This window comes from Enterococcus sp. 4G2_DIV0659 (assembly GCF_002140715.2).
Taxonomy (GTDB): Bacteria; Bacillota; Bacilli; order Lactobacillales; family Enterococcaceae; genus Enterococcus_L; species Enterococcus_L mansonii.
Map to the genome: position 1 here is coordinate 941977 of NZ_NGLE02000001.1, position 23526 is coordinate 965502.

Sequence of the window (23526 nt, forward strand, 5' to 3'; positions counted from 1 at the left end):
CTTACCCTCTTTCTAGCGTTGCCATCGTAACAACGGGTTCTTCTGGTACTTTTGGTTTCCTAACTAAGTAATAACCCAAGAAAATGACGAAGAACGCTGCAATAAATACCCCTACACCGACTTGACCATTCTCAAAAATAACATGTCCAAATTGGTAGATAATAAAACTAACCACATACGCTAAGCCGCACTGATAGCCAATTGCTCCCCATGTCCATTTCCAATCCCCCATCTCTCTACGAATCGCACCAATCGCTGCAAAGCATGGAGCACATAATAAATTAAAAACTAAAAATGAATACGCAGCAACAGGTGTAAACGCACCTTGTAAAGCTGACCAAACTTCTACGCCATCTTCAGATACCTCGCCTAGATGCCCAAATAAAATGCCAAATGTACCAATCACATTTTCTTTCGCAACTAGCCCAGTGATTGTTGCAACCGCGCCTTGCCATGTTCCCCAACCAAGTGGAGCAAATAAGGGAGCGATTCCTTTTCCTAAAAAGGCAAGTATACTCTGATCTGCTTCTGCTTCTTGCAAGGTAAAGGTATACGTGGATGTAAACCAAATAATAATGCTCATCACAAAAATAATTGTTCCTGCTTTTTTTACAAAGGACTTACTACGATCATACGCATGACGGACAACACCACGTAATTGCGGCATATGATAAGCTGGCAACTCCATAATAAAGGGGGCTGGATCTCCTGAAAATGAACGTGTCTTCTTTAATGCAATCCCTGATAGCACAATCGCTGCAATCCCGATAAAATAAGCGGAAGGTGAAACCCAACTACTTTGCGGAAAGAAGGCTCCTGCAATTAAAGCAATAATCGGTAATTTAGCCGAACAAGGCATAAATGTGGTAACCATAATTGTCATCTTACGGTCTTTTTCATTTTCAATCGTACGACTGGCCATCACGCCAGGTACTTCACAACCTGTTGCAATCAACATTGGAATAAAGGATTTTCCTGATAAGCCGAATTTTCTAAATAAGCGGTCCATCACAAAAGCAATTCTTGCCATATAACCGCAATCCTCTAGAAATCCTAAACACAAGAACAACACGGCCAATTGAGGTAAAAAACCTAATACAGCTCCAACACCCGCAATGATGCCATCTAAGATTAAACTTTGCATCCAAGGTGCCACCCACCAACTCTCAAGCAAACTTGCAACTGTCGTCGGTACAATATCACCGAATAGTTCATCATTAATCCAGTCTGTCCCCATCGTACCGACAGTTTGAATCGCTAAATAATAAACAAACCACATAATCATCGCAAAAATCGGCAGAGCCAGCCAACGATTTGTAACAACTCGATCGATTTTATCACTCGTACTAAAGGTGATTTCATTTTTTTCAATAGCACAAAGAGCTGTTAAGCGCGTAATAAACTCATACCGTTCATTAATTACAATCGCTTCACTATCATCGTCAAAAATTTTCTCCGTGATATTAATAATTTCTTCAATCTCTTTTTCTTGTAATGTGCTTAGTTTCAGTTCTTCTTGAACTCTAGTATCCCGTTCAAATAATTTGATACTATACCAGCGCGCTTGCTTTTCAAGTACACTATTCCCTAGAACATCGATGATTTCATTCAGTGCCGCTTCTAATCGATTATCATAGGTTGGATAGTTAAACTCTGGCGGAAACACTTCTGGTGCATTCACAGCTTTTTTGACCAATTCATCCAACCCTCGATTTTTCAAAGCACTTATGCCTAATACATCCACACCTAAGCCATAAGAAAGTTTATCAATATTGATTTTCTTGCCCGTTTTATCTAAAATATCCATCATGTTCAAGCCAATGACAACAGGAATCCCTGTTTCCATTAATTGAGTAGTTAAATACAGATTTCGTTCTAAATTTGTCGCATCAACAATATTTACGATGACATCTGGGCTACCGCTAAGCAGATAATCTCTCGCAACAACTTCTTCTGGTGTGTATGGTGAAAGAGAATAAATGCCTGGTAAATCTTGAATCGTCAATTGTTTGTTTGTTTTCAGCTTTCCTTCTTTTCGTTCAACAGTGACTCCCGGCCAATTTCCTACATATTGATTTGCACCCGTCAGTGCATTGAATGCCGTTGTTTTCCCACTATTTGGATTTCCTGTCAGAGCAATATGCTGTTCTTTCATCCTTATCCTTCTTTCTGTACCAAAACTAGTTCCGCTTCATTCTTTCTCAACGTCAATTCATACCCACGGAGATTAATCTCAATTGGATCACCTAAAGGCGCCATTTTCCTAACAAAAAGATCCACCCCTTTTGTTAAGCCCATATCCATCAAACGTCTTTTGACCGCTCCTTGTCCATGAATGCCAACAACACGCGCTTTTTCGCCTACTGTTAATTGATCTAAAGACAACCAATTTTCTTCATTTATACTTTTTTCTACTATTGTAATTTGATTCAGTACAGATCGATTAATTGCGATTCTACTATTATGTAAAAGTACAATACCGTTCTCACTGGAATAATTGAGCAACACAACGTTTCCTCCTGGCACAAGACCAAGATTATTTAAATGTTTCTTCGCAAAACCTTCTGCCTGGATCTCTTCAATCGTATAAACCTTGTTTAACTTTGCTTGTGCCAATGTCAACATATGTTATCCTCCTACTTTTTATTCTTTTTTTGATAATTATAAATAATATATATTTTGTGAAAAAGTTTCATTCATCCCAGAAATGATATTGATAATCGTTCTCATTTAGTATACCCTTTTATGCTACTTAAATCAACGTTCTTTCTACCTATAGTAAGAAAATAATTTGACTTATAATTAGGAACTTTTTCTAGTGTGTTCTTTTATAATCGAACACTATATCTTGTGTTTTATGGATTAAAAATTCCAACCTAAAATTTAATAAATTTCTTTTTTAAACACAAAAATGGCAATAAAAGTCGCTCAAATCTAGAGAATACGTGCTTTCATATTTCTTTCAAAAACACAAAACATGGTATTCGAACAAAAAACAACCACAATATATAGTGCCTAAGTGTTGACTTTTTCTCTGATAGATTTATACTAGTGAAGTAAACTAATTGAGGGGGAATAAAAAATGAACGTAAAAATCTTTTCTAAAAATAATTGTATCCAATGTAAAATGGCAAAACGCTTTTTAAGCGAGAATAATATAGCATTTGAAGAAGTAAATATCGATATCCAACCAGACGCAATCGATTGGTTAAAAGAACAAGGATTCCAAAGTGTTCCGGTTATCACTTCTGATGCTACAACAGTTGTAGGCTTCCGTCCTGATCAATTAAAACAATTGGCTAGCTAAGATGAAACTTGTCTATTTTACAGTCACTGGACAAACCAGACGCTTCATTAAAAAATTGGATTTGGCAGCTTACGAAATTGAGCCTGCGAATCCTTTTTTTGAGATAAATGAGCCCTTTGTCCTCATCGTTCCTACTTACGACCAGGAAATAACTGAAGTAGTGAACGATTTTCTTGATTATAAAAGCAATCGTGAGCACCTTCAAGGTGTTGCAGGCGGTGGCAATCGCAACTTTGCGGAATTATTTGTATATACAGCCAAAGATATTGCACGTGATTACAGTGTCCCTATGCTTTTTGCTTTTGAGTTTAGCGGTACGGATGAAGATGTAGAATCCTTTAAGAAAGTAGTGAATGAACTTGAGTCTAAAAGAAATTAAAGATGTTAGCTATTTTAAACTGAATAATGAGATCAATCGTCCTGTGGATGGACAAATCCCTTTGCATAAAGACAAAGAAGCGCTAGAAGCATTTTTCAAAGAAAATGTTCTTCCAAATACGCGCACGTTTAATACTATAGAAGAAAAAATCAATTACTTGATCGACAATGATTATTTAGAAACAGCATTTATTGAAAAATATTCTATGGCTTTTATTGAACAATTATATACATTTCTTGATGAACAGCATTTTGAATTTAAATCATTTATGGCAGCTTACAAGTTTTATTCACAATATGCACTTAAAAATAATGCAGGAACTGAATACTTAGAAAGCTATGAAGATCGTGTTGCATTTAACGCATTATATTTTGCTGATGGTAATGAAGAACTTGCAATGATTTTAGCAGACGAAATGATTCATCAACGCTATCAACCAGCCACTCCTTCTTTCTTAAATGCAGGACGTAAACGCCGTGGTGAACTTGTTTCTTGTTTCTTGATCCAAGTAACAGACGATATGAACAGCATTGGTCGTTCGATCAACTCGGCTTTACAATTATCACGTATTGGCGGCGGTGTGGGTATCACATTAGCAAACTTACGTGAGGCAGGCGCACCTATCAAAGGATACGAAGGCGCTGCTAGTGGCGTGGTTCCTGTTATGAAATTATTCGAAGATAGCTTTAGCTATTCTAATCAATTGGGTCAACGTCAGGGTGCTGGAGTTGTTTACCTAAACGTTTTCCATCCAGATATCGAAATGTTCCTTTCAACAAAAAAGGAAAATGCGGATGAAAAAGTTCGTGTGAAGACTCTTTCTTTAGGTATCGTTGTTCCTGATAAATTTTATGAATTAGCTCGTAAAAATGAAGATATGTACTTATTCAGTCCTTATAGTGTAGAACGTGAATATGGTGTGCCATTCTCTTACGTTGATATCACAAAAGAGTATGATAATCTAGTTGCGAATCCAAAAATTCGCAAACGTAAAATCAAAGCCCGCGATTTAGAAAATGAAATTTCTAAATTACAACAAGAATCTGGTTACCCATATATCATTAATATCGACACCGCAAATAGAAGCAATCCTGCTTATGGCAAAATTATCATGAGTAATTTATGTTCAGAAATCTTACAAGTTCAGACTCCGTCTGTTTTAAATGGCAAACAAGAATATGAAACACTTGGTACAGATATCAGTTGTAACTTAGGTTCAACAAATATTGTTAATTTGATGGACAGCCCTGATTTTGGTAAATCTGTTCGTGCAATGACACGTGCGTTGACTTTTGTAACTGACGCTTCAGATATTGATGTAGTTCCTTCTATTCAAAACGGAAATAGATTAAGTCATACCATTGGACTTGGTGCGATGGGATTACACACCTTCTTTGCTAAAAATCACATGGAATACGGCTCTAAAGATTCCTTAGACTTTACAAATGTCTACTTTACATTATTGAACTACTGGACATTAGTAGAAAGCAACAACATTGCTAGAGAATACAATAAATCCTTCCATAATTTTGAAAAATCAGATTATGCGAATGGTTCATATTTTGATAAATATATTGATGGGGATTTCTCTCCAAAATCCGATAAGGTCAAAGAAATCTTTAAAGATATCTTTGTGCCGACTGCTGAAGACTGGGCTAACTTGCGTGATGCTGTGAAAAAAGATGGCTTATATCATCAAAATCGTTTAGCTGTAGCTCCTAATGGTTCAATTTCTTATATCAATGATACAAGTGCCAGCATTCATCCAATTACTCGTATGATTGAAGAACGCCAAGAGAAAAAAATCGGTAAAATTTATTACCCTGCTCCTTATCTAGCAAATGATACGATTCCATACTACACTTCTGCGTATGATATGGATATGCGTAAAGTCATCGATGTTTACGCAACTGCACAACAACATATCGATCAAGGCATGAGTTTAACATTGTTTATGCGTTCTGAAATTCCAGAAGGTTTATATGAATGGAAAGATTCACCAAAACAAACAACACGTGATTTAAACATTTTACGTCACTACGCTTTCCATAAAGGTGTTAAATCAATTTACTATGTAAGAACATTTACAGATGATGCAGAAGAAATTGGTAGTAACCAATGTGAAAGTTGTGTAATCTAGAATAGTTGAACAACAAGAAAAAACAACTTCTCTATTATTTACTGTATTCTAATGCGAAGGTACCAAGGAGGAAAATACATGGCAACATATTATGAGGCAATCAACTGGAACGCCATTGAAGATGTGATTGATAAATCAACGTGGGAAAAGCTAACAGAGCAATTTTGGCTAGATACTCGTATTCCTTTATCTAATGATTTAGATGACTGGAGAACTCTTTCAGACCTAGAAAAAACAACTGTAGGTTACGTTTTTGGTGGTTTGACATTACTGGACACCGTTCAATCCGAAAGCGGTATGGAACAACTAAGAAATGACGTTAGAACGCCACATGAAGAAGCTGTTTTAAATAATATCCAATTTATGGAATCCGTTCACGCAAAGAGCTATTCATCTATTTTCAGTACATTAAATACAAAAAAAGAAATTGATGATATTTTCGAATGGACAAATACCAATGTCTATCTACAAACAAAAGCAGAAAAGATCAATGAAATTTACAAAAATGGCTCTCCTTTAGAAAAGAAAGTTGCCAGTGTGTTCTTAGAAACATTTTTATTCTACTCAGGTTTTTATACCCCTCTTTACTATTTAGGCAATAACAAACTAGCCAATGTAGCGGAAATCATTAAATTAATTATTCGTGATGAGTCTGTTCATGGAACATACATTGGTTACAAGTTCCAATTAGGGTACAATGAATTGCCTGAAGCAGAGCAAAATGAAATGAAAGATTGGATGTATAACCTTCTTTATGAATTATATGAAAATGAAGAACGTTACACAGAGGAATTATATGATGAATTAGGCTGGACAGAAGAAGTGAAAACCTTCTTACGTTACAATGCAAATAAAGCTTTGATGAATTTGGGAATGGATCCATTATTTGCAGATACAGCTAACGATGTAAACCCAATCGTTATGAATGGTATTTCCACTGGCACAAGTAATCATGATTTCTTCTCACAAGTTGGTAATGGTTATCTATTAGGAACTGTAGAAGCAATGAAAGATGATGATTATTTGATCGGGATGGACTAACATACTCCTTTAATCAAAAAAAGAAAGAACAATGCAGATTCACTTCTGACTTGTTCTTTCTTTTTTATACTCGTTTAGACCTCAGAACTTTGATCTTGCTCTTTACGCATGACAAAGATTTTAGAGATATTAATGACTAATATCTTAACCACTGCATACACAGGGATACAAATCAACATCCCAATAATCCCAGCGACGCTACCGGATGCAATCAACACTAAAATAATCGTCAACGGATGAATATTCATAGATTTCCCCATTAATAATGGCTTAACCAAGTTTCCATCTAATTGTTGAATCACTAAAATAGAAATCGCCATATAAAGTGCTTGCCAAGGTGAAATAAACAACCCAACCAAAATCGCAGGAACAGCACCAATGAATGGCCCTGCATAAGGAATGATATTCGTTAAGCCACAAAAAACAGCTAACAATAAACTATAAGGTTGTTTAAAAATCGTCATCGCAATAAAACTTAAAATACCAATGATTAATGCATCTAAAACCGTACTGCTAATGTATGCGGATAATGTTTGATTCATTTCTTTCACCGTCTCACGCAGTTCACTACGTACGCTTTTAGGGAAAAAATGGGATGCTGCATCTAAAAACTTATGTCCATCTTTAAACATAAAGAACAATATAAACGGTACTGTAAAAAGTAAAATGAAAAATTTCATTAAAATACCAACAATTTTGGAAAGACTACTCGTCACACCAACAATTGCAAAATTCAAGATATTACTAATAGTAATATTCGCCTTATCAAGCTGCTCTTGTACATTGAAGCTCTTGAATTCTTCCAGGTTCCCTAATTCTTTCAGCCATTTATTCATTTTTTCCGCATACGTGGGAATCGACTGACTGAGTTCCAACGATTGATTGACTAGTTGTGGAACAACATTCATGATCACTAAGGTTATCAAAATCACTAAAATAATAAAGGTTAACAGAAATCCACCAATTCTTGGTACACCACGCTTTTCCATAAAAGCGACAATCGGTTCAAACATATAATACAAAAATCCAGCAATTAATAACGGCATAAATACCGCGGAGATCATTCCCAAAACTGGACTAAAGATATTAGGCATTTTCAATAAAAAGAATACACCAATAATTGTAAGGACAATTTCCACTGTCCAAAATAGTAACTTTGATTGCTTAAAAAGAGAACCCATGAAAAACCTCCCAGATATGATACTTCTATTCTATCATTCTATACTCTTATAAAAAAACACTTTTTTCATTTTTAATAACATTTTATAAAAGAGTAGGACTGGTGCGTAACTCTATAAGCCACATAAAATCAAAATAAATATTTTTTTACCAACTTCATATCAATAAACTTTCTTATATTTTTAAGTATTATAGTGAGACTTTCTGAATAACAAATGATTTCTTTTTGTCCTTGTTTTTATCTTACATCTACACATTAACCAAACGTAGTTTAGTGATATTTTTGTATATCGATAAATCTTCAATTACCTCAGCGTAAGTCATTCCTTTTGGTAGATCAATTGTATAGATATTTGTATAGATTTGTGCATCATCAACCACAATCACATTAAAATTAACATCGTCAATTTCAATTTTATGCTCTTCAAAATACCGATTAATAAATTCCTTCGTCTCTTGTTTGTGTATATAGCGAATTTCTAATTTTTTCGTTGTTGGTACATGAATAACTTTTCGCACTAATGTCAACGCAATAAATACACCAATAAAACTAGTAATCGCAATAGCATAATACCCCATGCCAATAGCAATTCCTAAGCCTGCCACAGCCCAAAGTGAAGCTGCAGTCGTTAGTCCTGTAACTGACTGTTTCGTTACAATAATCGTTCCTGCTCCTAAAAAACCAATGCCGCTAACGACTTGAGCGATTAAACGAGCTTGATCCGACCGAATGACTCCAGCTAACTCAGGATGATTTGTTGCATCTTGCAAAGCATTTGCAGCAATTTCAACTTGAATCAACGCAATTATCGTTGCCCCCATACAAACAAGAATATGCGTCCGCATTCCTGCCGGACGATTTTTGTATTGCCGTTCAAAACCAATGACTCCACCAATCAACATGGCCAAACACAATCGAATAATAATTTCAGGAATGGTTAAATTTAAATCCATTATACTCTTACCTCCCCCCGCTTTTCTATTTTATTATAGCACTAAACTGCACAAGTGGTTCCTATAAAAAAAGTGTGATCGAAGTATAATACTTCGATCACAACCATCATATTTTTTATAATTTACTTGCAGCTGCTGCATCTAGAATGACAACAACATCTGGATGATTTTGTAGAGCACTTGCTGGTAAATCAACTGAAACAGGTCCGTCGATCATGCCTTTAATCGCATCTGCTTTCGCTTCACCATAAGCCAATAAAATCATTTTTTTACCTTTCATGATTGATCCAATTCCCATTGAAACAGCTCTTGTTGGAACATCTTCTACTTTTTCAAAATTACGTTTATTGGCATTGATTGTAGATTCAGTTAATTCAACTACATGGGTTAAACTATCTAAAGGTGTTCCTGGTTCATTAAAACCAATATGTCCATTTTGACCAATACCTAAAATTTGAATATCAATTGGATGACTATCGATAATACTTTCATAGTGTTTGCATTCTGCTTCTAAATCTTCTGCTTTTCCATTAGGTACATACGTATCTTTAAATGGTTTTTTATTGAAAAGTTGGTCATTCATAAAGTAGCGGTAACTTTGATCATCATCTCCACCTAAGCCAACATACTCATCCAAGTTTACAGAAGTCATATCTGTAAAATCTAAATCACTTTCAGTCATTTCTTTATATAAAGTTTCTGGTGTACTTCCTGTAGCAAGACCTAAAACTTTGGCACCATTGTCCATACCTTCTTTAATCAATTCAAATGCTTTTTTTCCGCCCTCTTCAGCGTTAGCTACTTTAATAATTTTCATTAGAAAATTGCTCCTTTACGTCCATATTTGGTATAGTCCAATTATAACACCAGAAAAAAAAGATTTCTAGTCTAAATAGACAGAAAATCAAAAAAACTTCTATTCTTGATTAAGAATAGAAGTTTTGAATTTAATAACCATCACTTGCATATTGATTTTCGTTTGTCACAGCGTTTGGATCAGTGTAACCACCATTCGTCTCTACACTTTGATCATACCCGTAACTTGTAGAAGTCTCACCATAGCCATAATTATCACTAGCACCAACATAATTGTTATAGTTTGTTGTATCTTTTGCTTGCATCTCTTCATTTTTGGCTAGGCCTAATTGTGCACGCAATTTGGTCTGCACATCGTATAATTTCGTTGGGTCTAATATTTGATAGTAGATACCACCGATTTCAGTACCTTCACCTTCTAATTGTAATGAATCAATATCTTTAAAAGCTGGCATATATTTCTTCTGAATGTCGACCATATTATCCCAAGTTAAGTCAGTTTTCACATTATCTTTTACAGCATCTAGAATTTTTCTATATTTTGATACGCCATCTAAACTGATGACTTTATTTACAATTTTTTCAACAACTTCTCTTTGACGTCGTTGACGACCAATATCACCTTCTGGATCTTCTTTACGCATACGAGCGTAGGCCAATCCAGTTGTGCCGTCTAACTTGATTTTACCCGCTGGAACAACGATACCATCTAAAGTAAACTCACCAATCGTATTATCCACTTCAATACCGCCAACAGCATCAATCAAATCTTTCATACCTTTCATATTGATCGATACGTAGTTATCAATTGGAATATCCAATAATTCCGAAACGGTATCAATAGCCATTTTGGCTCCACCGAATGCATAAGCGTGATTCAGTTTATCTTCTGTATTATTATCGACAATTTCCGTTAAAATATCCCGATCTAAACTAATCATAGTCGATTTTTTTTCTTTCGGATTAATCGTAACAACCATTGTCGTGTCAGAACGCCCTTGCTCTGTACGACCTAAGTCTCCTGTATCAATCCCCATCAGTAAAACAGAGAACGGCTCTTGTGCATCGATATTTACGACTTTATCTCTTCTTTTAGATGTCCGATCAATGGACTCATAAACACCTTTTACTGTATAACTTGCATCGGAATACATTTTAATTCCGTATGCACAAAACCCTGCAACCGAAACAAGAACTAATCCTAAAACGGTTAATATTGTTTTTTTCCATAGATTCATAAGACACTTCCTCATTTTTTGCAAGAATAATTCATGATGTCTATTTTCTCACAATTTGAAACATGCCGCAACATTTTTGAGGAATTGGCATGATATCTTAATGTATTTGTAAAATAGTAGAAGTAAAAGTGATATTAATCTCTTCCAAATAAATCTCTTGTATAAACTTTTTCTTTAACATCACTCAATTCATCTTCAAAACGATTTGAAATGATTAGATTAGACATCTCCTTGAACTCTGCAAGACTCTTAATAACTTTTGAATGATAAAAAGTATCATCATCTAATGTTGGTTCAAATACAATAACCTCTATTCCTTTTGCTTTTAATCGTTTCATTATTCCCTGAATAGATGAATATCTAAAATTATCAGAATTAGCTTTCATAGTCAGCCTAAAAATACCTACAACCTTAGGACTTTTTGCTAAAATTTGTTCTGCAATAAAATCTTTTCGTGTAGTGTTTGCATCTACGATTGCCTCTATAATATTATTAGGGACCTTATCATAATTTGCTCTTAGTTGTTTAGTGTCTTTTGGAAGACAATAACCTCCATAGCCAAATGAAGGATTATTATAATGCGCTCCAATTCGTGGATCTAAACCTACTCCTTCAATAATCTGCTTAGTGTCCAACCCTCGTACTTCAGCATATGTATCTAATTCGTTAAAATATGCGACTCTTAAAGCTAAATAGGTATTAGAAAATAGTTTTATAGCCTCTGCTTCAGTAGAATGAGTCAAAAGAATAGGACTATTTTTTTCAGCAGAATTTTCTAGAAACATATTTGCAATTTCTTGCGCTCTTTCAGAACACTCTCCTACAACAATTCTAGAAGGATAAAGATTGTCATAGAGTGCTTTTCCTTCGCGAAGAAACTCTGGTGAAAAAATAATATTTTCCGTGCTATATTTTTTCTTTAATGATTCTGTATACCCGACAGGAACCGTTGACTTGATTATAAAGCAAGCATCTGGCTTTATTGCTAATGCTTTTTCTATGACTGATTCAACAGTTGTCGTGTCAAAATAATTTTTCTTTACATCGTAATCTGTTGGTGTTGCAATGATTAAGTAGTCACCGAATAGTACAGTATCTTTAAAATCTTTTGTAAATTTAAGACTTAGATCAGATCGTTTTAGAAAATCATGAATTTCTTGATCTTCCAAAGGTGAAACTTGATTATTAAGCATATCAATTTTTTCAGTAACAATATCGTATGCTAAGACATCTTCTTTTTGTGATAACAATAAAGCATTTGCTAAACCAACATAACCTAAACCAACAACTGAAATTCTCATACCTTTTTTTCTCCTTTTGAAATAATTTGTTCAATCACTTTTGCTGTATATTGAGGTGTAGCATTGTAGTATATTTTCTTAATTTCATCAAAATTCAATCTATCGAAATTTCGTATACTAAACTCATGAAGTTGTCTTACTTGTACTTTCAAATCAGCATTTTGATTAATGCATATAGATTGTTTATATTTAGATAATATTTCAATAACAGGATCTTCTTTTTTTCTATAAAAATGGACTATAGGCTTACCTGTACTAATGTATTCAAATACTTTACTTGGCGTTTGGCTAATATCCATATTCCCTATTGAACACAAAATATCAGCATCCACATATCGTTGTCTGAGCTCCTCTAATGGAATGGAAGTTGATACATGAATATTATCACTAAATTTCTTTTTTATATTTTTTAAAGCAGATATCATATCGCCATTACCATAAAAGTTAAATTTTATATTAGAATACTGACTATTATACGCCATTAACACTCGTGCTACCCCATCTATAGGCCTCATATTACTACTAACATTTCCAGCAAAAATAACAGATATCAGTTCATTTTTAGGTATTTTCCTTTTAATTTTAACAAATACAGGGACTAAAGTCGGGACTTGTACATAATTCTTTGAAAATAAGCTACTATCAATGGAATCAAAATAGTTTTTCCAATCCAGCGATGATATGACGCTGTTACAATATTTAAAAGAACTCAGCTCTAATCTTTGATTAATTTTATACTTAAACTTCTTGTTAACTTTATTTCGATGTCGTGTATTGCTAGCTGCAAACTTATCAAATAAAAATGGAATAACCTGAATATTTGCTAATTTTGAAAATTCAATTGCTGCAATAATACTTTCAAATGGAAAACACACAGGTATAATATAATCAATTCTATTTAACTCATTTATTTTCTTTAAGCTATTGAAAAATTCATTTGTCAACCTCTTATCAATAGAATCTACAGAAAAAATGTCTCTTAAATATTTTTTTGTTTGGATATACTTTAACCTTACTTTATTTTTTGAATTTATTCGTTCCTGTCTCTCTGCAGTCAAGCATCTAAAGATTGTAACTTCTTGTATTGTCTCTATTTGAATTTGATTACAGTCAGTCATTTGACATAAAATTGTAATATTATACTTATTTTTTAACACTTCTACTACATTAGAAACACACACACCATTAGCAGTCGGCTTTGGAAGATAATCATTAACTATAAATACCATATGCTTTTTCATCTCATTTTCCTAACCTGATAAGATATTTTTAGCAACAGATAAGGCATAACATAGAATATTCCCGCACTAAACTCGTTTGCCATCTTCTTTGGTAATTTTTGCCAAATAGCATAATTAAATGAACATAATTTATATGCAAAATAAACAATCTTGGGTAAATCTGGATGCTTTTTCATTTCATCATTTTTTTGGGCAGCCAAAATTCTTGATTTGCTCATTAATTGAACGCTCGGTCTCAATCCAGCATTATTTCCTCTAATTCTAAATTTTGTTAAAACCAAAGGAATAGACATCATCTGATTTTCTTTAGATAGTTCTCTATAGAAAAAATTATCTTGACCATATCGTTGATTTTCTGGAAAAGAAATTATGTGTTTATTTTTTTCATCAATTAAAACATCTCTTTTAACCATGACACAAGAGGTTTGAACTTTAAATGAAATAAATGTATCTATATATGTATCCAAAGCATAGTTTGATGTATCAATAAGTTTTTCTGCCCCGTTTTCATAAAAATATACATAAGAATGTTGCGACCATTTAAAACCAGATTCAATCATGTGCGAATATTGAATAGTAAGTTTTTCATCCGTCCATAAATCATCTGAATCTAAAAATGCTATATAATCTCCAATAGAAGCCTTAATCCCATAGTTCCTTGCTGACGCAGGGCCTCCATTTTCTTTATTTATAATTTTCAAAGGAAACTTAAATACCTCTTCAGCCAAAATTTTTTCAATATCATCCTGTGATCCATCATTCACTACAATCACTTCAAAGTCATTAAATGTTTGACGGTTCACACTATAGAGCGCTTCTACTAGCCACTCTGGATGATCATAGTATGGAATAACAACTGAAACTTTAACCCTATTTTTTTCTTTCATAAACTACACCTTTCCCAAGTTCTATTATTGGATTAACTTTTAATACACCTGTAAAAATAAAATACAAGCTTAAACCAAATCCAATTTGGATAATATTAGACATCATTGAATTAGATAAATTCAAATAACTAGTCAAAAAAACAATCCCGAGCATCATAAGCATGCCACAAAAAAAATATTTAAAAATTAACAAATACTCAAAAGTAAAAGACTCTTTTTTTACAAACGAATATAATCTAGAAACTGTAACAAAAAATTCAGATAATATTGTAGCCAACACTGCTGAATAAATTCCCAAAGAATGAATTGTGATAACATTAAGCAATACACTTATCATAGCTCCTATTATAACTGAGGTATTATATTCTTTTATGTTTCCTGTTGGAAGTAAATACTGTCGTGATATAGCCATTCCTAACGGTACTACAACAATTAAAGGAGAAAAAATGGGTATTAATTTATTTAAAAAAATAAAATCAGTACCGAAAAACCAAGGAACCAATGTTTGGCAAATAGAAATCAAACCAAACATCGCAGCAATTGAAAAAAATAACTGTATATGAATTGCTTTTTTTATTATAATTAGCATATGTTTTTTATTCTCTTTCGCAGAAAGATAACTCATTTTAGGTAATAATACTGTATCAAGAGTTGTGATTAATAAAATAATCATAGTATTTATTGTTTGAGCATTAGAATAAAATGCCACATTATCATTATCTGTAAATATTCCTAGAATTGTTTTGTTAAGATTAGTGTACAACAATACTGCTACTTGAGGTATAAAGTATCCCAACGACCTTCTTAAATGAAATAACATACTTGAAAAGCTAGGTTTGATAAAAACAACTTTCTTTATTATAAAAAACCAAACAGCATATTGAGACATTAACAATCCAGATGCTTGAATTAAGATATAAATCAAAACATCACCTGACGAGTTAATAAATTTTACTATGGCCACTAATGTAAGTATCTGAAAAAATACACTAATTAATGTAACCCTTTTAAAATCCTCTATCCCCATAAAAAACCAAGATATATCGAATAACACAGATAAAATGGATAAACCTTGTGCATAATAAAGTAATCTATCATTTGAAAAAGACGAAAAATATAAATATGCTGTAAGTAATGAAATAGTTACAATTGCTTTTAATAACACCAAATCCCAAAAAACCTTTGACTTATCTATCATTGAATCTCTAGCTTGCGCAATTTCTCGATTTCCATATAAAGTAATTCCAAGACCAGAAGCTATTATTACATATTGCGCAATAGAGTTGGTATAATTGTACACGCCCACTCCAGAAGGACCTAAAGCTTTCGAAACAATTGGAACTGTAACTACAGGAATAGCAATTTTGGCAAGTTGAAAAATCAATTGATAAAATAAGTTACTTAGGGCCTTTCTCATGAACTTCTATCCCTTTCAATTATTCTGTTTAGTTGTGCTAAATTTTTTGGCTCGTAGAACCATGACAAATTATTATCCCACCAGTTACTTTCCAATATTTTCTTTATTGTAGAATCATCAAATCGATAACCGATTACTCTTGCTGGAACACCTCCAACTATTGAGTAAGGGGACACATCTTTCGTTACTAGAGCTCCAGCAGCAATTATTGCTCCTGTCCCTATTGTCACACCTTCCAATAGTTTTGCATGGCTACCGATCCAAACATCATTCTCAATAACCACACTATACTTTTTTTCAATAAGTTTGTTTTCTGAAAAAAGATTTTCATCCACAAATGTAATACCAGATTGTTTTTTTACTGAAAAAAAAGCTGGATGCGTCGAAAAAAAAGTATTAACTGGATGTGTGCCATAAATTACTTCTACATTATTTCCTAAAGAACAGAATTTTTGAACTTTTACTCTGTTAAGAATGCAATTATTACCACAATAACTAGCAATTCCAATTTCTGAGTAACTAATAGAAGTATTCATTCCAATAGAATTATACCCTTCAAATGCTGCAGTCCAAAAATCAACATTTTTCTTGATTAAAATATTTTTAGTTTTCTTCAATTTCCTTTTTTGAATAAATAGAATAATTTTTTTCGATATTTTCATCATTTCACCGTCTTATTTTATCTATGACTTTTTGGATTACCATATTTCTTAATATTGAAAATTTCAATTTCCCAAAATAATAAGTTGCTTTTTGATAAGTTAACATATATTCTTTCTCTTTATTTTTTTGTATATTTTTAAGATCATATAATTTTAAATATTTTCCTGTTACATCATACTCGATATTTAACTCATGCGGTTTTAACTCTAGTCCATAACATTTAATTATTTTATAATCCAACTTTTTCGAACTTAAAAGATAGCTTGACCTATGTTCTCTTTTTTCACCATACAAATCTACCTCAATATCACTATATTCTGTTTGTTTAAAATACGATTTTAAATTTACTGACTCAAAAAAAGCATCATATCTTTGTAAAATTCCAATTTCATTTAATTTAAACACTTTGGGAGTATCTGAAAATTCTAGTTCTACTTGAAAGCTGCTATCCTTAAACTTTGCATGTGTTCCTAAATCACCAAAATTTGTTGATAAAGATGTATATGGATATACAAAATATTTTTTTTCCATTATACAAAAATAGATATGATATTTTAACCATGAACTGTCGGGCCATTTTGATAAATGCTTAGGAATTACTTTGTTCTCAAAAGAAATATCCTTGTTTTTAGAGTACCATTCAAAAAAATTTTTCCACTGTCTTTCCGTCCAAATTTGCCCCCATGACATAGCATACTGTAATAAATAAACATCTGAATTATTTTTCAACGGAATGAACGGTAAGTTATTTTCTATGTTTTTTTTATGAGAGTATAAAGAAAAACCAGCAATCAACTCATTATCGCCATATTTTTCAATAACTTGAATAGCATATTCAAAATAATTCTTTGATACAAATAAATCATCCTCAAAAACACAAATATTTCCATATTTACTTGTCAATTGCCCGCAGAATAGAACATGTTCACGTAAACCCAAGTTTTTCTTATGAACTATGATCTCTTTATTGCCAAACCCCCAATTAAATTTTTTGGCTATGTCTATTACATTTGAATCATTACTCTTATCAATACTTATTACTAAATTAGCTTCTCTATCATAATAAGCTTGAGATAAAGAAAAAAGTAGTCGCTCTAAAGACTCCCCTCTATTATAAGCAATTACTACTATAGTTAACTTCAAAAAATCACCTTTTATTTTTTATTTTTTTTGCTAAAATAATTAAAACTCCTATTATAACAAAACTTTTAAACTGCTGAAATTCAAACCGATATTCTGTTGATATAAGCATCAACGCAAAATAAACAATTAAAGAAAATGAAAAATAGTTTCTATTTTTCATGTGAAAATTCCATATAATTCCTGCAATAACTCCCAGTAGTATACCGCATATAACTACTCCTAATACGCCGCCGTCTAAATATCCATTAAATACTCCTGTGTAAAATGCATTAAAGTAAATGCCATTTCCCACAAGAATAGGTTCTTTCGTGAGTTCACTAATAATTGTATTAGAAGAACCACTTGAAAAACCTAAAAAAGATAAGATAAAATTAAAGAATTCATCTATGCCAGAAAAGAAAGCACGTCCAAAAAAATTGTTAACAAATATAGATCTATTATTTATAAAATAATCTAATGCCCTAAAAGGTGCTGTAAAATAAAGCATTGCTTGAGTAAAAGATTCATTGATAATAGAAAATAAATCATCTACATTATTTAATTCCGATGATGTTCGAGAAAAACCTATTAATACCATAAACAATAACAATATCAGTACCAAAACTAAAGAAAATATAATTTTTTTTCTAGATTTTTTATTTTTGGAACTCTTTTTGATGATTAAAGGTAGAAAGAAAAATGTACTAAACACAAAAAATACAGCATTGAATAAACCAAATCTTCCTAAGCCAATAAGTGAAAATACGAGTAATGATATTATCGAGATTACAATGTATTTATCTATTTTATAGGTCATAACACCCTTTACTATAGCCAATAATCCCATCAATTCAACAAATGATGATATAAAATAATTATAAAACAATAATTCAGAACCAGAATTAAACAAATAACCAACTTGGTATCGCACTATTCTTAATTGATATATTGGAATCTGACTTTTAATTTGATTATATTTGAATAAGTAAAACAATAATACAATCAATATAAGTATTTGAAATACTAAAACAATTTTACTAAATCTAAAATTTCTAAAATATTCTTGGCTTTCATCACATTCATTTTATACTTGAAGCTACTTTTTGATACTAATAAAAATCCAACACTTACCATAGTTACAAATGTATAAATTAACATATAAGTTTCTTTAGTTACATCAAATAACATTGGTGACAAATATTTAGAAATCACAATCATTATTAACCAAAAAACACCAAATATAGTTATTAAGTTTCTAATAGTTCCAGTTTTTACAGATACAGCTGACATAAAAGAAATTAATAAACAAGCAAATAGTACAAACATTTATTTATACCTCTATTTATTCCAAATTTTAAAATTTACATAGTCTGTATACGATAAAATAATTCGTACCACCTTTTCTGAAACGTTTGGCATACTGTAGTCAGACACACAATGTAGTGTATTAGTTTCTTGTGTTTCTAAAATTGATAATCCTTGTAAAATGCGCTCTTTCTTTAAACCAACCATCATAACTGATGCTTCCTCCATCGCTTCTGGTCTTTCATGTGCTTGCCGTATATTTAATGCTTTAAAACCTAAAATTGATGATTCTTCACTGATTGTACCGCTATCGCTTAATACAGCTTTAGCTTCAATTTGCAGCTTATTATAATCATTGAATCCCATTGGTTTCATCGTTTGCACTAACTTATGGAATTTTATACCTTTTTCTTCAATTTTTTTCATCGTTCTAGGATGAGTGCTGACAATGATAGGGAGTTGATATATCTCAGCAATTGCATTTAAACTTTCCACTAAATTCGTAAAATTTTTATCTGAGTTAACATTCTCTTCTCTATGAGCTGAAACCACAAAAAATCCATTCGTTTTTAAGTTCAGTTTTTTCAAGATAGAAGACTTCTCAATATCGGTTTTTCTTGAATTCAAGACTTCAAACATAGGGCTTCCCGTTTTAATAATTCGATCAGCCGGCAGACCTTCTCTAAGCAAATATTCCCTAGCAATATCACTATATGTCAAATTAATATCTGCTGTATGATCCACAATTTTACGGTTGGTTTCTTCTGGAACACGCTGATCAAAGCATCTATTCCCAGCTTCCATGTGAAAAATTGGAATATGGCGTCGTTTAGCTGCAATTGCGCACAAGCAACTGTTTGTATCCCCTAGTACCAGAAATGCATCTGGTTTTACTTCTTCCAAAATTGGATCAATTTTTATTAAAATATTCCCCACTGTTTCAATAGCTGTACCAACAGCTGCATTAAGAAAATAATCTGGCTTTTTTAACTTGAAATCTTCGAAAAAAACCTCATTTAATTCGTAATCATAATTTTGTCCAGTATGAACTAAAACATGATCAATAGCTTCTGAATCGTCTAATTTGTTAATCACAGCAGAAAGTCGAATTATTTCAGGTCGTGTTCCTACAACTGTCATAACTTTTAATTTTTTCATCTTAAACCTCCATAAAATACGTATCTGGATTTTCAGGATCAAATGGTTCATTAACCCACATTAACGTGACCATGTCCGTTGTTCCAAGATTTTCAATATTATGTGTATAACCCACAGGAATATCTACAACTTCTAATTTTTCACCTTTAACAAAATATTCGATGATTTCAGTTGAATAAATATCTCTAAAACGAATGACACCTTCACCACTAACAACAAGAAATTTTTCATTTTTTGTATGGTGCCAATGATTGCCTTTAATAATCCCAGGTTTGGAAATATTAACTGATACTTGTCCGCGTTCTTTTGTACGCAATATTTCCGTGAATGAACCACGATTATCTATATTCATTTTCAATTCGTAAGAAAAATCTTCTTCAGGTAAAAAACTCAAATATGTACTATATAAGTTTTTTTCAAGGTTACTACCCATATTAGCAATTGCCAAGGTGTCACGACTTTCTCTAAATGACGTAATTAATTCTGCTAAACTTCCTAATGTAATTGTATCCACTTTAGGTACATAATAAAAATTATCTTCGCCTGTAACTTTTCTATCTAGACATTTAATTAATTCCTCAACAACGTCATCAATATAAACTAATTCCAATATTCTTTTTGGATCATTTATCTGTATTGGTAGTTTGCGAGCTATTTTATAACAAAAAGTAGCTACAACCGTATTGTAGTTTGGTTTAGACCATTTACCATATAAGTTTGGAAAACGATAGATATAAACTTTGGCACCTGTTTCCTCACTATATTGCAACAAAGCATCCTCACCAGCTTTTTTACTTTTTCCATAGCTATTGTCCAAGCTAGCTTGAATAGAAGACGATATCACGATTGGGCACATATTGTTATTCTCTTTTAATTTATTTAATAAAAGCGTTGTAAACCCAAAATTTCCTTCCATAAATTCTTCGTCATTTTTAGGTCGATTGATTCCAGCCAAATGAAAAACAAATTCAGCTTGCTTACAATATTCATCTAATAAGGATATTTCTGTTTCACGATCAAAAGACATAATTTCACTGTATCCTTGATTTTTGAGTTCTGAAATTAGATTTTTTCCTACAAATCCCCCTGAACCTGTAACTAAAATTTTCATACTTAAATCCACGCTTCCAATTCTTTACGTACATATTCTAATTCTAAAAGTTTTTCCTTGATTTCTGCTACAGTTAGCCGCTGCGTATTATCAGAATTATACTCATTTTGATTAGAAAGTTCTTTATTTCCTTCATCAAAATATTTATCATAGTTCAAATCTCTAGTATCTGCAGGTACTTTATAAAAGTCTCCCATATCTTCTGCTACTAAATATTCTTCTTTCGTTAACAATGTTTCATACTTCTTTTCCCCATGTCTTGTGCCAATAATCTTAATTTCATTTTGACTATTAAATAGTTCATTAATAGCCTGTGCTAAATCCCCGACAGTAGAAGCTGGCGATTTCTGTACCATAATATCTCCTGCCTTTGCATTTTGAAAGGCAAAAACAACTAACTCAACAGCTTCCTCAAGGCTCATCAAAAATCTAGTCATTGTAGGATCAGTTATTGTCAAAGGTTTCCCTGACTTTATTTGCTCTATAAATAAAGGAATTACCGACCCCCTTGATGCCATGACATTCCCATAACGTGTTCCGCAAATCAGTGTTTTTTCTGACGGTATATTTCTAGATTTAGCAACAAATACTTTCTCCATCATTGCTTTAGATATGCCCATAGCATTTATTGGATACGCAGCTTTGTCTGTGGATAAACAAATTACTTTTTCTACACCAACTTCTATTGCAGCAGTTAAAACATTATCTGTTCCAATAATATTTGTTTTTACAGCTTCAATTGGGAAAAATTCACATGAAGGTACTTGTTTTAATGCAGCCGCATGAAAAACATAATCAACACCGTACATTGCCGGCTTCACGCTATTGATATCACGAACATCTCCAATATAGAATTTAATTTTGTCATTATTATATTTTTTACGCATGTCGTCTTGTTTCTTTTCATCACGTGAAAATATTCTAATTTCCTTAATATCAGAATCTAGAAATCTCTTCATAACGGCATTTCCAAATGATCCTGTACCACCAGTTATCAATAACACCTTTTCTTTAAACATTTTTTCACTCCTTAATTAAAAATGAGAAATAATTTTTTCATATGTAGACAAAACATCATAATTTTTTTCTAAATACGTAAAACCATTCTCTCCTAATATATTTCTAAAATCTTCATTTTCTAGAGAAAGAATATGCTCTAAAAACATTTCTAAATCACCATTCTTACACCAAAGTCCAAAATGACCATCATTAATAATTTCTTTTAAATCAGTATGAGTATCTGTAGCAGCTAATATTGCTTTTTTTTCATGCATATATCCTAACATTCGCGATGGTATGTTTGGAATTGTAAAACGTGAATCAAGAAATATTAAACCAACATCCGCAATTTTTTCTATCTTTTCATATTGTTTTTTAGGCAATGTTTTTAAAATTTTAACATTAGATAGTTTTTTCTGTTTTATAAACCTATCTATCTTTTTAAATTCTGTACCCGAACCTACAATTAAAAAAAACACATTATCCATTAGATCAACTTGAACTAAAATATCCAATAAAAAATCTAATCCTTGAGGAAGTCCTAAATTACCACCATACAGAAAAAGAATTTTATTTTGAGGTATAGACAATTCACTCTTTAAATCTGAAACTTCTTTTAAACTAAGTATCAGATTATCTTCTTTTTTTACTTCAATTGAGTTGGGATTAATTTCAATGTTCTCAGCATTTAAAAATGGATTATGTGCCAATAAATATTCCAAATTTCCTTTAGACATAGTCCCTATATAATCTGAAATCTTATACAATTTGATTTCTTTACTTCGGAAAAACTTATATACTGGACTTTTAATAGATAACTTCCCTAAATCGATAGCATTTTGAGGAAATATATCTTTTAAAAGCAAATAGCTAGCAGCTCCATCTCTTTTTTTTATAAAAGAAATCACTTTTTCAAAAGTAACTGGTGGGGTAGCATAAATTACTAAATCGAATTTCATTGATGAAAAATATTTTTTTACTGCATTTATATATTGTTGTTCAATTAAAATTGTAGACAAGCCTTTTTCTATAAAATTTGTTTTCTGAATATTGCCAATCCTTACTTTTAAAATCCTACTACAACTATTTAATTCAATCATATGCGTTTGTTGGTTGTTCCTTCGCTCAGTCGGAGATATTATTGAAACATTATGCCCATTGTCAACAAATTTTCTTAACAAATCTGTATAAATACTACTCTGATTTAAATCGTTAAAATCTAACAGTGAAAGAAATAAAATATTCACATTAATTACCTGACTTTCTGC

At 32.1% G+C, this 23526-nt stretch carries 22 protein-coding genes; 4 read left to right on the forward strand and 18 right to left on the reverse strand.

From position 1 onward, the window contains the following. Position 1: 1 nt before the first annotated feature. Together feoB and A5880_RS04460 are read right to left on the reverse strand one after the other, a co-directional pair. Positions 2–2155, reverse strand: a complete 2154-nt coding sequence (gene feoB, locus A5880_RS04455; protein WP_086331405.1) for a ferrous iron transport protein B — start codon at positions 2153–2155, stop codon at positions 2–4. A gap of 2 nt (positions 2156–2157) precedes the next feature. Continuing rightward, positions 2158–2625 carry a FeoA family protein gene (locus tag A5880_RS04460; protein WP_086331404.1) on the reverse strand — a complete coding sequence of 156 codons (468 nt, stop codon included), beginning with the start codon at positions 2623–2625 and terminating at the stop codon, positions 2158–2160. Positions 2626–3082: 457 nt separating this feature from the next. On the opposite strand from A5880_RS04460, the gene nrdH reads away from it, so the two are divergent. From nrdH to nrdF, 4 genes are all read left to right on the forward strand, one after another. Beyond that, a complete protein-coding gene (gene nrdH, locus A5880_RS04465; protein WP_010760423.1) occupies positions 3083–3307 on the forward strand; it encodes a glutaredoxin-like protein NrdH in 225 nt (74 codons plus the stop codon). Between the two features lies 1 nt (position 3308). Then, a complete protein-coding gene (nrdI, locus tag A5880_RS04470) occupies positions 3309–3686 on the forward strand; it encodes a class Ib ribonucleoside-diphosphate reductase assembly flavoprotein NrdI (protein WP_086331403.1) in 378 nt (125 codons plus the stop codon). Then, positions 3667–5826 (forward strand): class 1b ribonucleoside-diphosphate reductase subunit alpha, encoded by a 2160-nt coding sequence (nrdE, locus tag A5880_RS04475; RefSeq protein ID WP_086331439.1) that lies wholly within the window; start codon positions 3667–3669, stop codon positions 5824–5826. The genes nrdI and nrdE overlap by 20 nt, the downstream gene beginning before the upstream one ends. Before the next feature lie 78 nt (positions 5827–5904). Then, positions 5905–6867 carry a class 1b ribonucleoside-diphosphate reductase subunit beta gene (gene nrdF, locus A5880_RS04480; RefSeq protein ID WP_086331402.1) on the forward strand — a complete coding sequence of 321 codons (963 nt, stop codon included), beginning with the start codon at positions 5905–5907 and terminating at the stop codon, positions 6865–6867. Between the two features lie 74 nt (positions 6868–6941). Here the strand turns inward: nrdF and A5880_RS04485 are convergent, their stop codons facing one another. The 16 genes from A5880_RS04485 to A5880_RS04560 all read right to left on the reverse strand — a co-directional run bounded on the left by A5880_RS04485 (position 6942) and on the right by A5880_RS04560 (position 23505). Then, the gene (locus A5880_RS04485; RefSeq protein ID WP_086331401.1) at positions 6942–8048 is read right to left on the reverse strand and encodes an AI-2E family transporter; all 1107 of its coding nucleotides are present in this window, start codon (positions 8046–8048) and stop codon (positions 6942–6944) included. A gap of 247 nt (positions 8049–8295) precedes the next feature. Next, entirely contained in the window at positions 8296–9003 is a 708-nt protein-coding gene (locus A5880_RS04490; RefSeq protein WP_179190476.1) for an MgtC/SapB family protein, read from the reverse strand. 112 nt (positions 9004–9115) lie between these two features. Further along, a complete protein-coding gene (gene nagB, locus A5880_RS04495) occupies positions 9116–9817 on the reverse strand; it encodes a glucosamine-6-phosphate deaminase (RefSeq protein WP_086331399.1) in 702 nt (233 codons plus the stop codon). Between the two features lie 130 nt (positions 9818–9947). Then, the gene (locus A5880_RS04500; RefSeq protein ID WP_086331398.1) at positions 9948–11054 is read right to left on the reverse strand and encodes an LCP family glycopolymer transferase; all 1107 of its coding nucleotides are present in this window, start codon (positions 11052–11054) and stop codon (positions 9948–9950) included. Positions 11055–11188: 134 nt separating this feature from the next. Continuing rightward, positions 11189–12355 carry a nucleotide sugar dehydrogenase gene (locus tag A5880_RS04505; RefSeq protein ID WP_086331397.1) on the reverse strand — a complete coding sequence of 389 codons (1167 nt, stop codon included), beginning with the start codon at positions 12353–12355 and terminating at the stop codon, positions 11189–11191. Further along, positions 12352–13596: a glycosyltransferase family protein gene (locus tag A5880_RS04510; RefSeq protein WP_336576982.1), complete on the reverse strand. Its 1245-nt coding sequence runs from the start codon at positions 13594–13596 to the stop codon at positions 12352–12354. The genes A5880_RS04505 and A5880_RS04510 overlap by 4 nt, the downstream gene beginning before the upstream one ends. Then, positions 13593–14483: a glycosyltransferase family 2 protein gene (locus tag A5880_RS04515; protein WP_086331395.1), complete on the reverse strand. Its 891-nt coding sequence runs from the start codon at positions 14481–14483 to the stop codon at positions 13593–13595. The genes A5880_RS04510 and A5880_RS04515 overlap by 4 nt, the downstream gene beginning before the upstream one ends. Further along, positions 14467–15900 (reverse strand): oligosaccharide flippase family protein, encoded by a 1434-nt coding sequence (locus tag A5880_RS04520; RefSeq protein ID WP_336576983.1) that lies wholly within the window; start codon positions 15898–15900, stop codon positions 14467–14469. Before A5880_RS04520 ends, A5880_RS04515 begins: the two co-directional genes overlap by 17 nt. Next, entirely contained in the window at positions 15897–16562 is a 666-nt protein-coding gene (locus A5880_RS04525; RefSeq protein WP_336576984.1) for a CatB-related O-acetyltransferase, read from the reverse strand. The genes A5880_RS04520 and A5880_RS04525 overlap by 4 nt, the downstream gene beginning before the upstream one ends. Positions 16563–16566: 4 nt before the next feature. Then, positions 16567–17706, reverse strand: a complete 1140-nt coding sequence (locus tag A5880_RS04530; RefSeq protein WP_336576985.1) for a glycosyltransferase — start codon at positions 17704–17706, stop codon at positions 16567–16569. A gap of 4 nt (positions 17707–17710) precedes the next feature. Beyond that, the gene (locus tag A5880_RS04535) at positions 17711–18691 is read right to left on the reverse strand and encodes an O-antigen polymerase (RefSeq protein ID WP_336576986.1); all 981 of its coding nucleotides are present in this window, start codon (positions 18689–18691) and stop codon (positions 17711–17713) included. 17 nt (positions 18692–18708) lie between these two features. Then, positions 18709–19011, reverse strand: coding sequence for a hypothetical protein (locus tag A5880_RS04540; RefSeq protein ID WP_336576987.1), 303 nt, complete (start codon positions 19009–19011; stop codon positions 18709–18711). A 12-nt stretch (positions 19012–19023) separates the two neighbouring features. After that, positions 19024–20148, reverse strand: a complete 1125-nt coding sequence (gene wecB, locus A5880_RS04545) for a non-hydrolyzing UDP-N-acetylglucosamine 2-epimerase (protein ID WP_336576988.1) — start codon at positions 20146–20148, stop codon at positions 19024–19026. A gap of 1 nt (position 20149) precedes the next feature. Then, on the reverse strand, positions 20150–21259 hold the full coding sequence (locus A5880_RS04550; protein WP_086331391.1) for a capsular polysaccharide biosynthesis protein CapF: 1110 nt from the start codon (positions 21257–21259) through the stop codon (positions 20150–20152). 2 nt (positions 21260–21261) lie between these two features. Next, positions 21262–22278: a polysaccharide biosynthesis protein gene (locus A5880_RS04555; RefSeq protein ID WP_086331390.1), complete on the reverse strand. Its 1017-nt coding sequence runs from the start codon at positions 22276–22278 to the stop codon at positions 21262–21264. A 15-nt stretch (positions 22279–22293) separates the two neighbouring features. After that, positions 22294–23505 (reverse strand): glycosyltransferase family 4 protein, encoded by a 1212-nt coding sequence (locus A5880_RS04560; RefSeq protein WP_086331389.1) that lies wholly within the window; start codon positions 23503–23505, stop codon positions 22294–22296. Positions 23506–23526 lie beyond the last annotated feature (21 nt).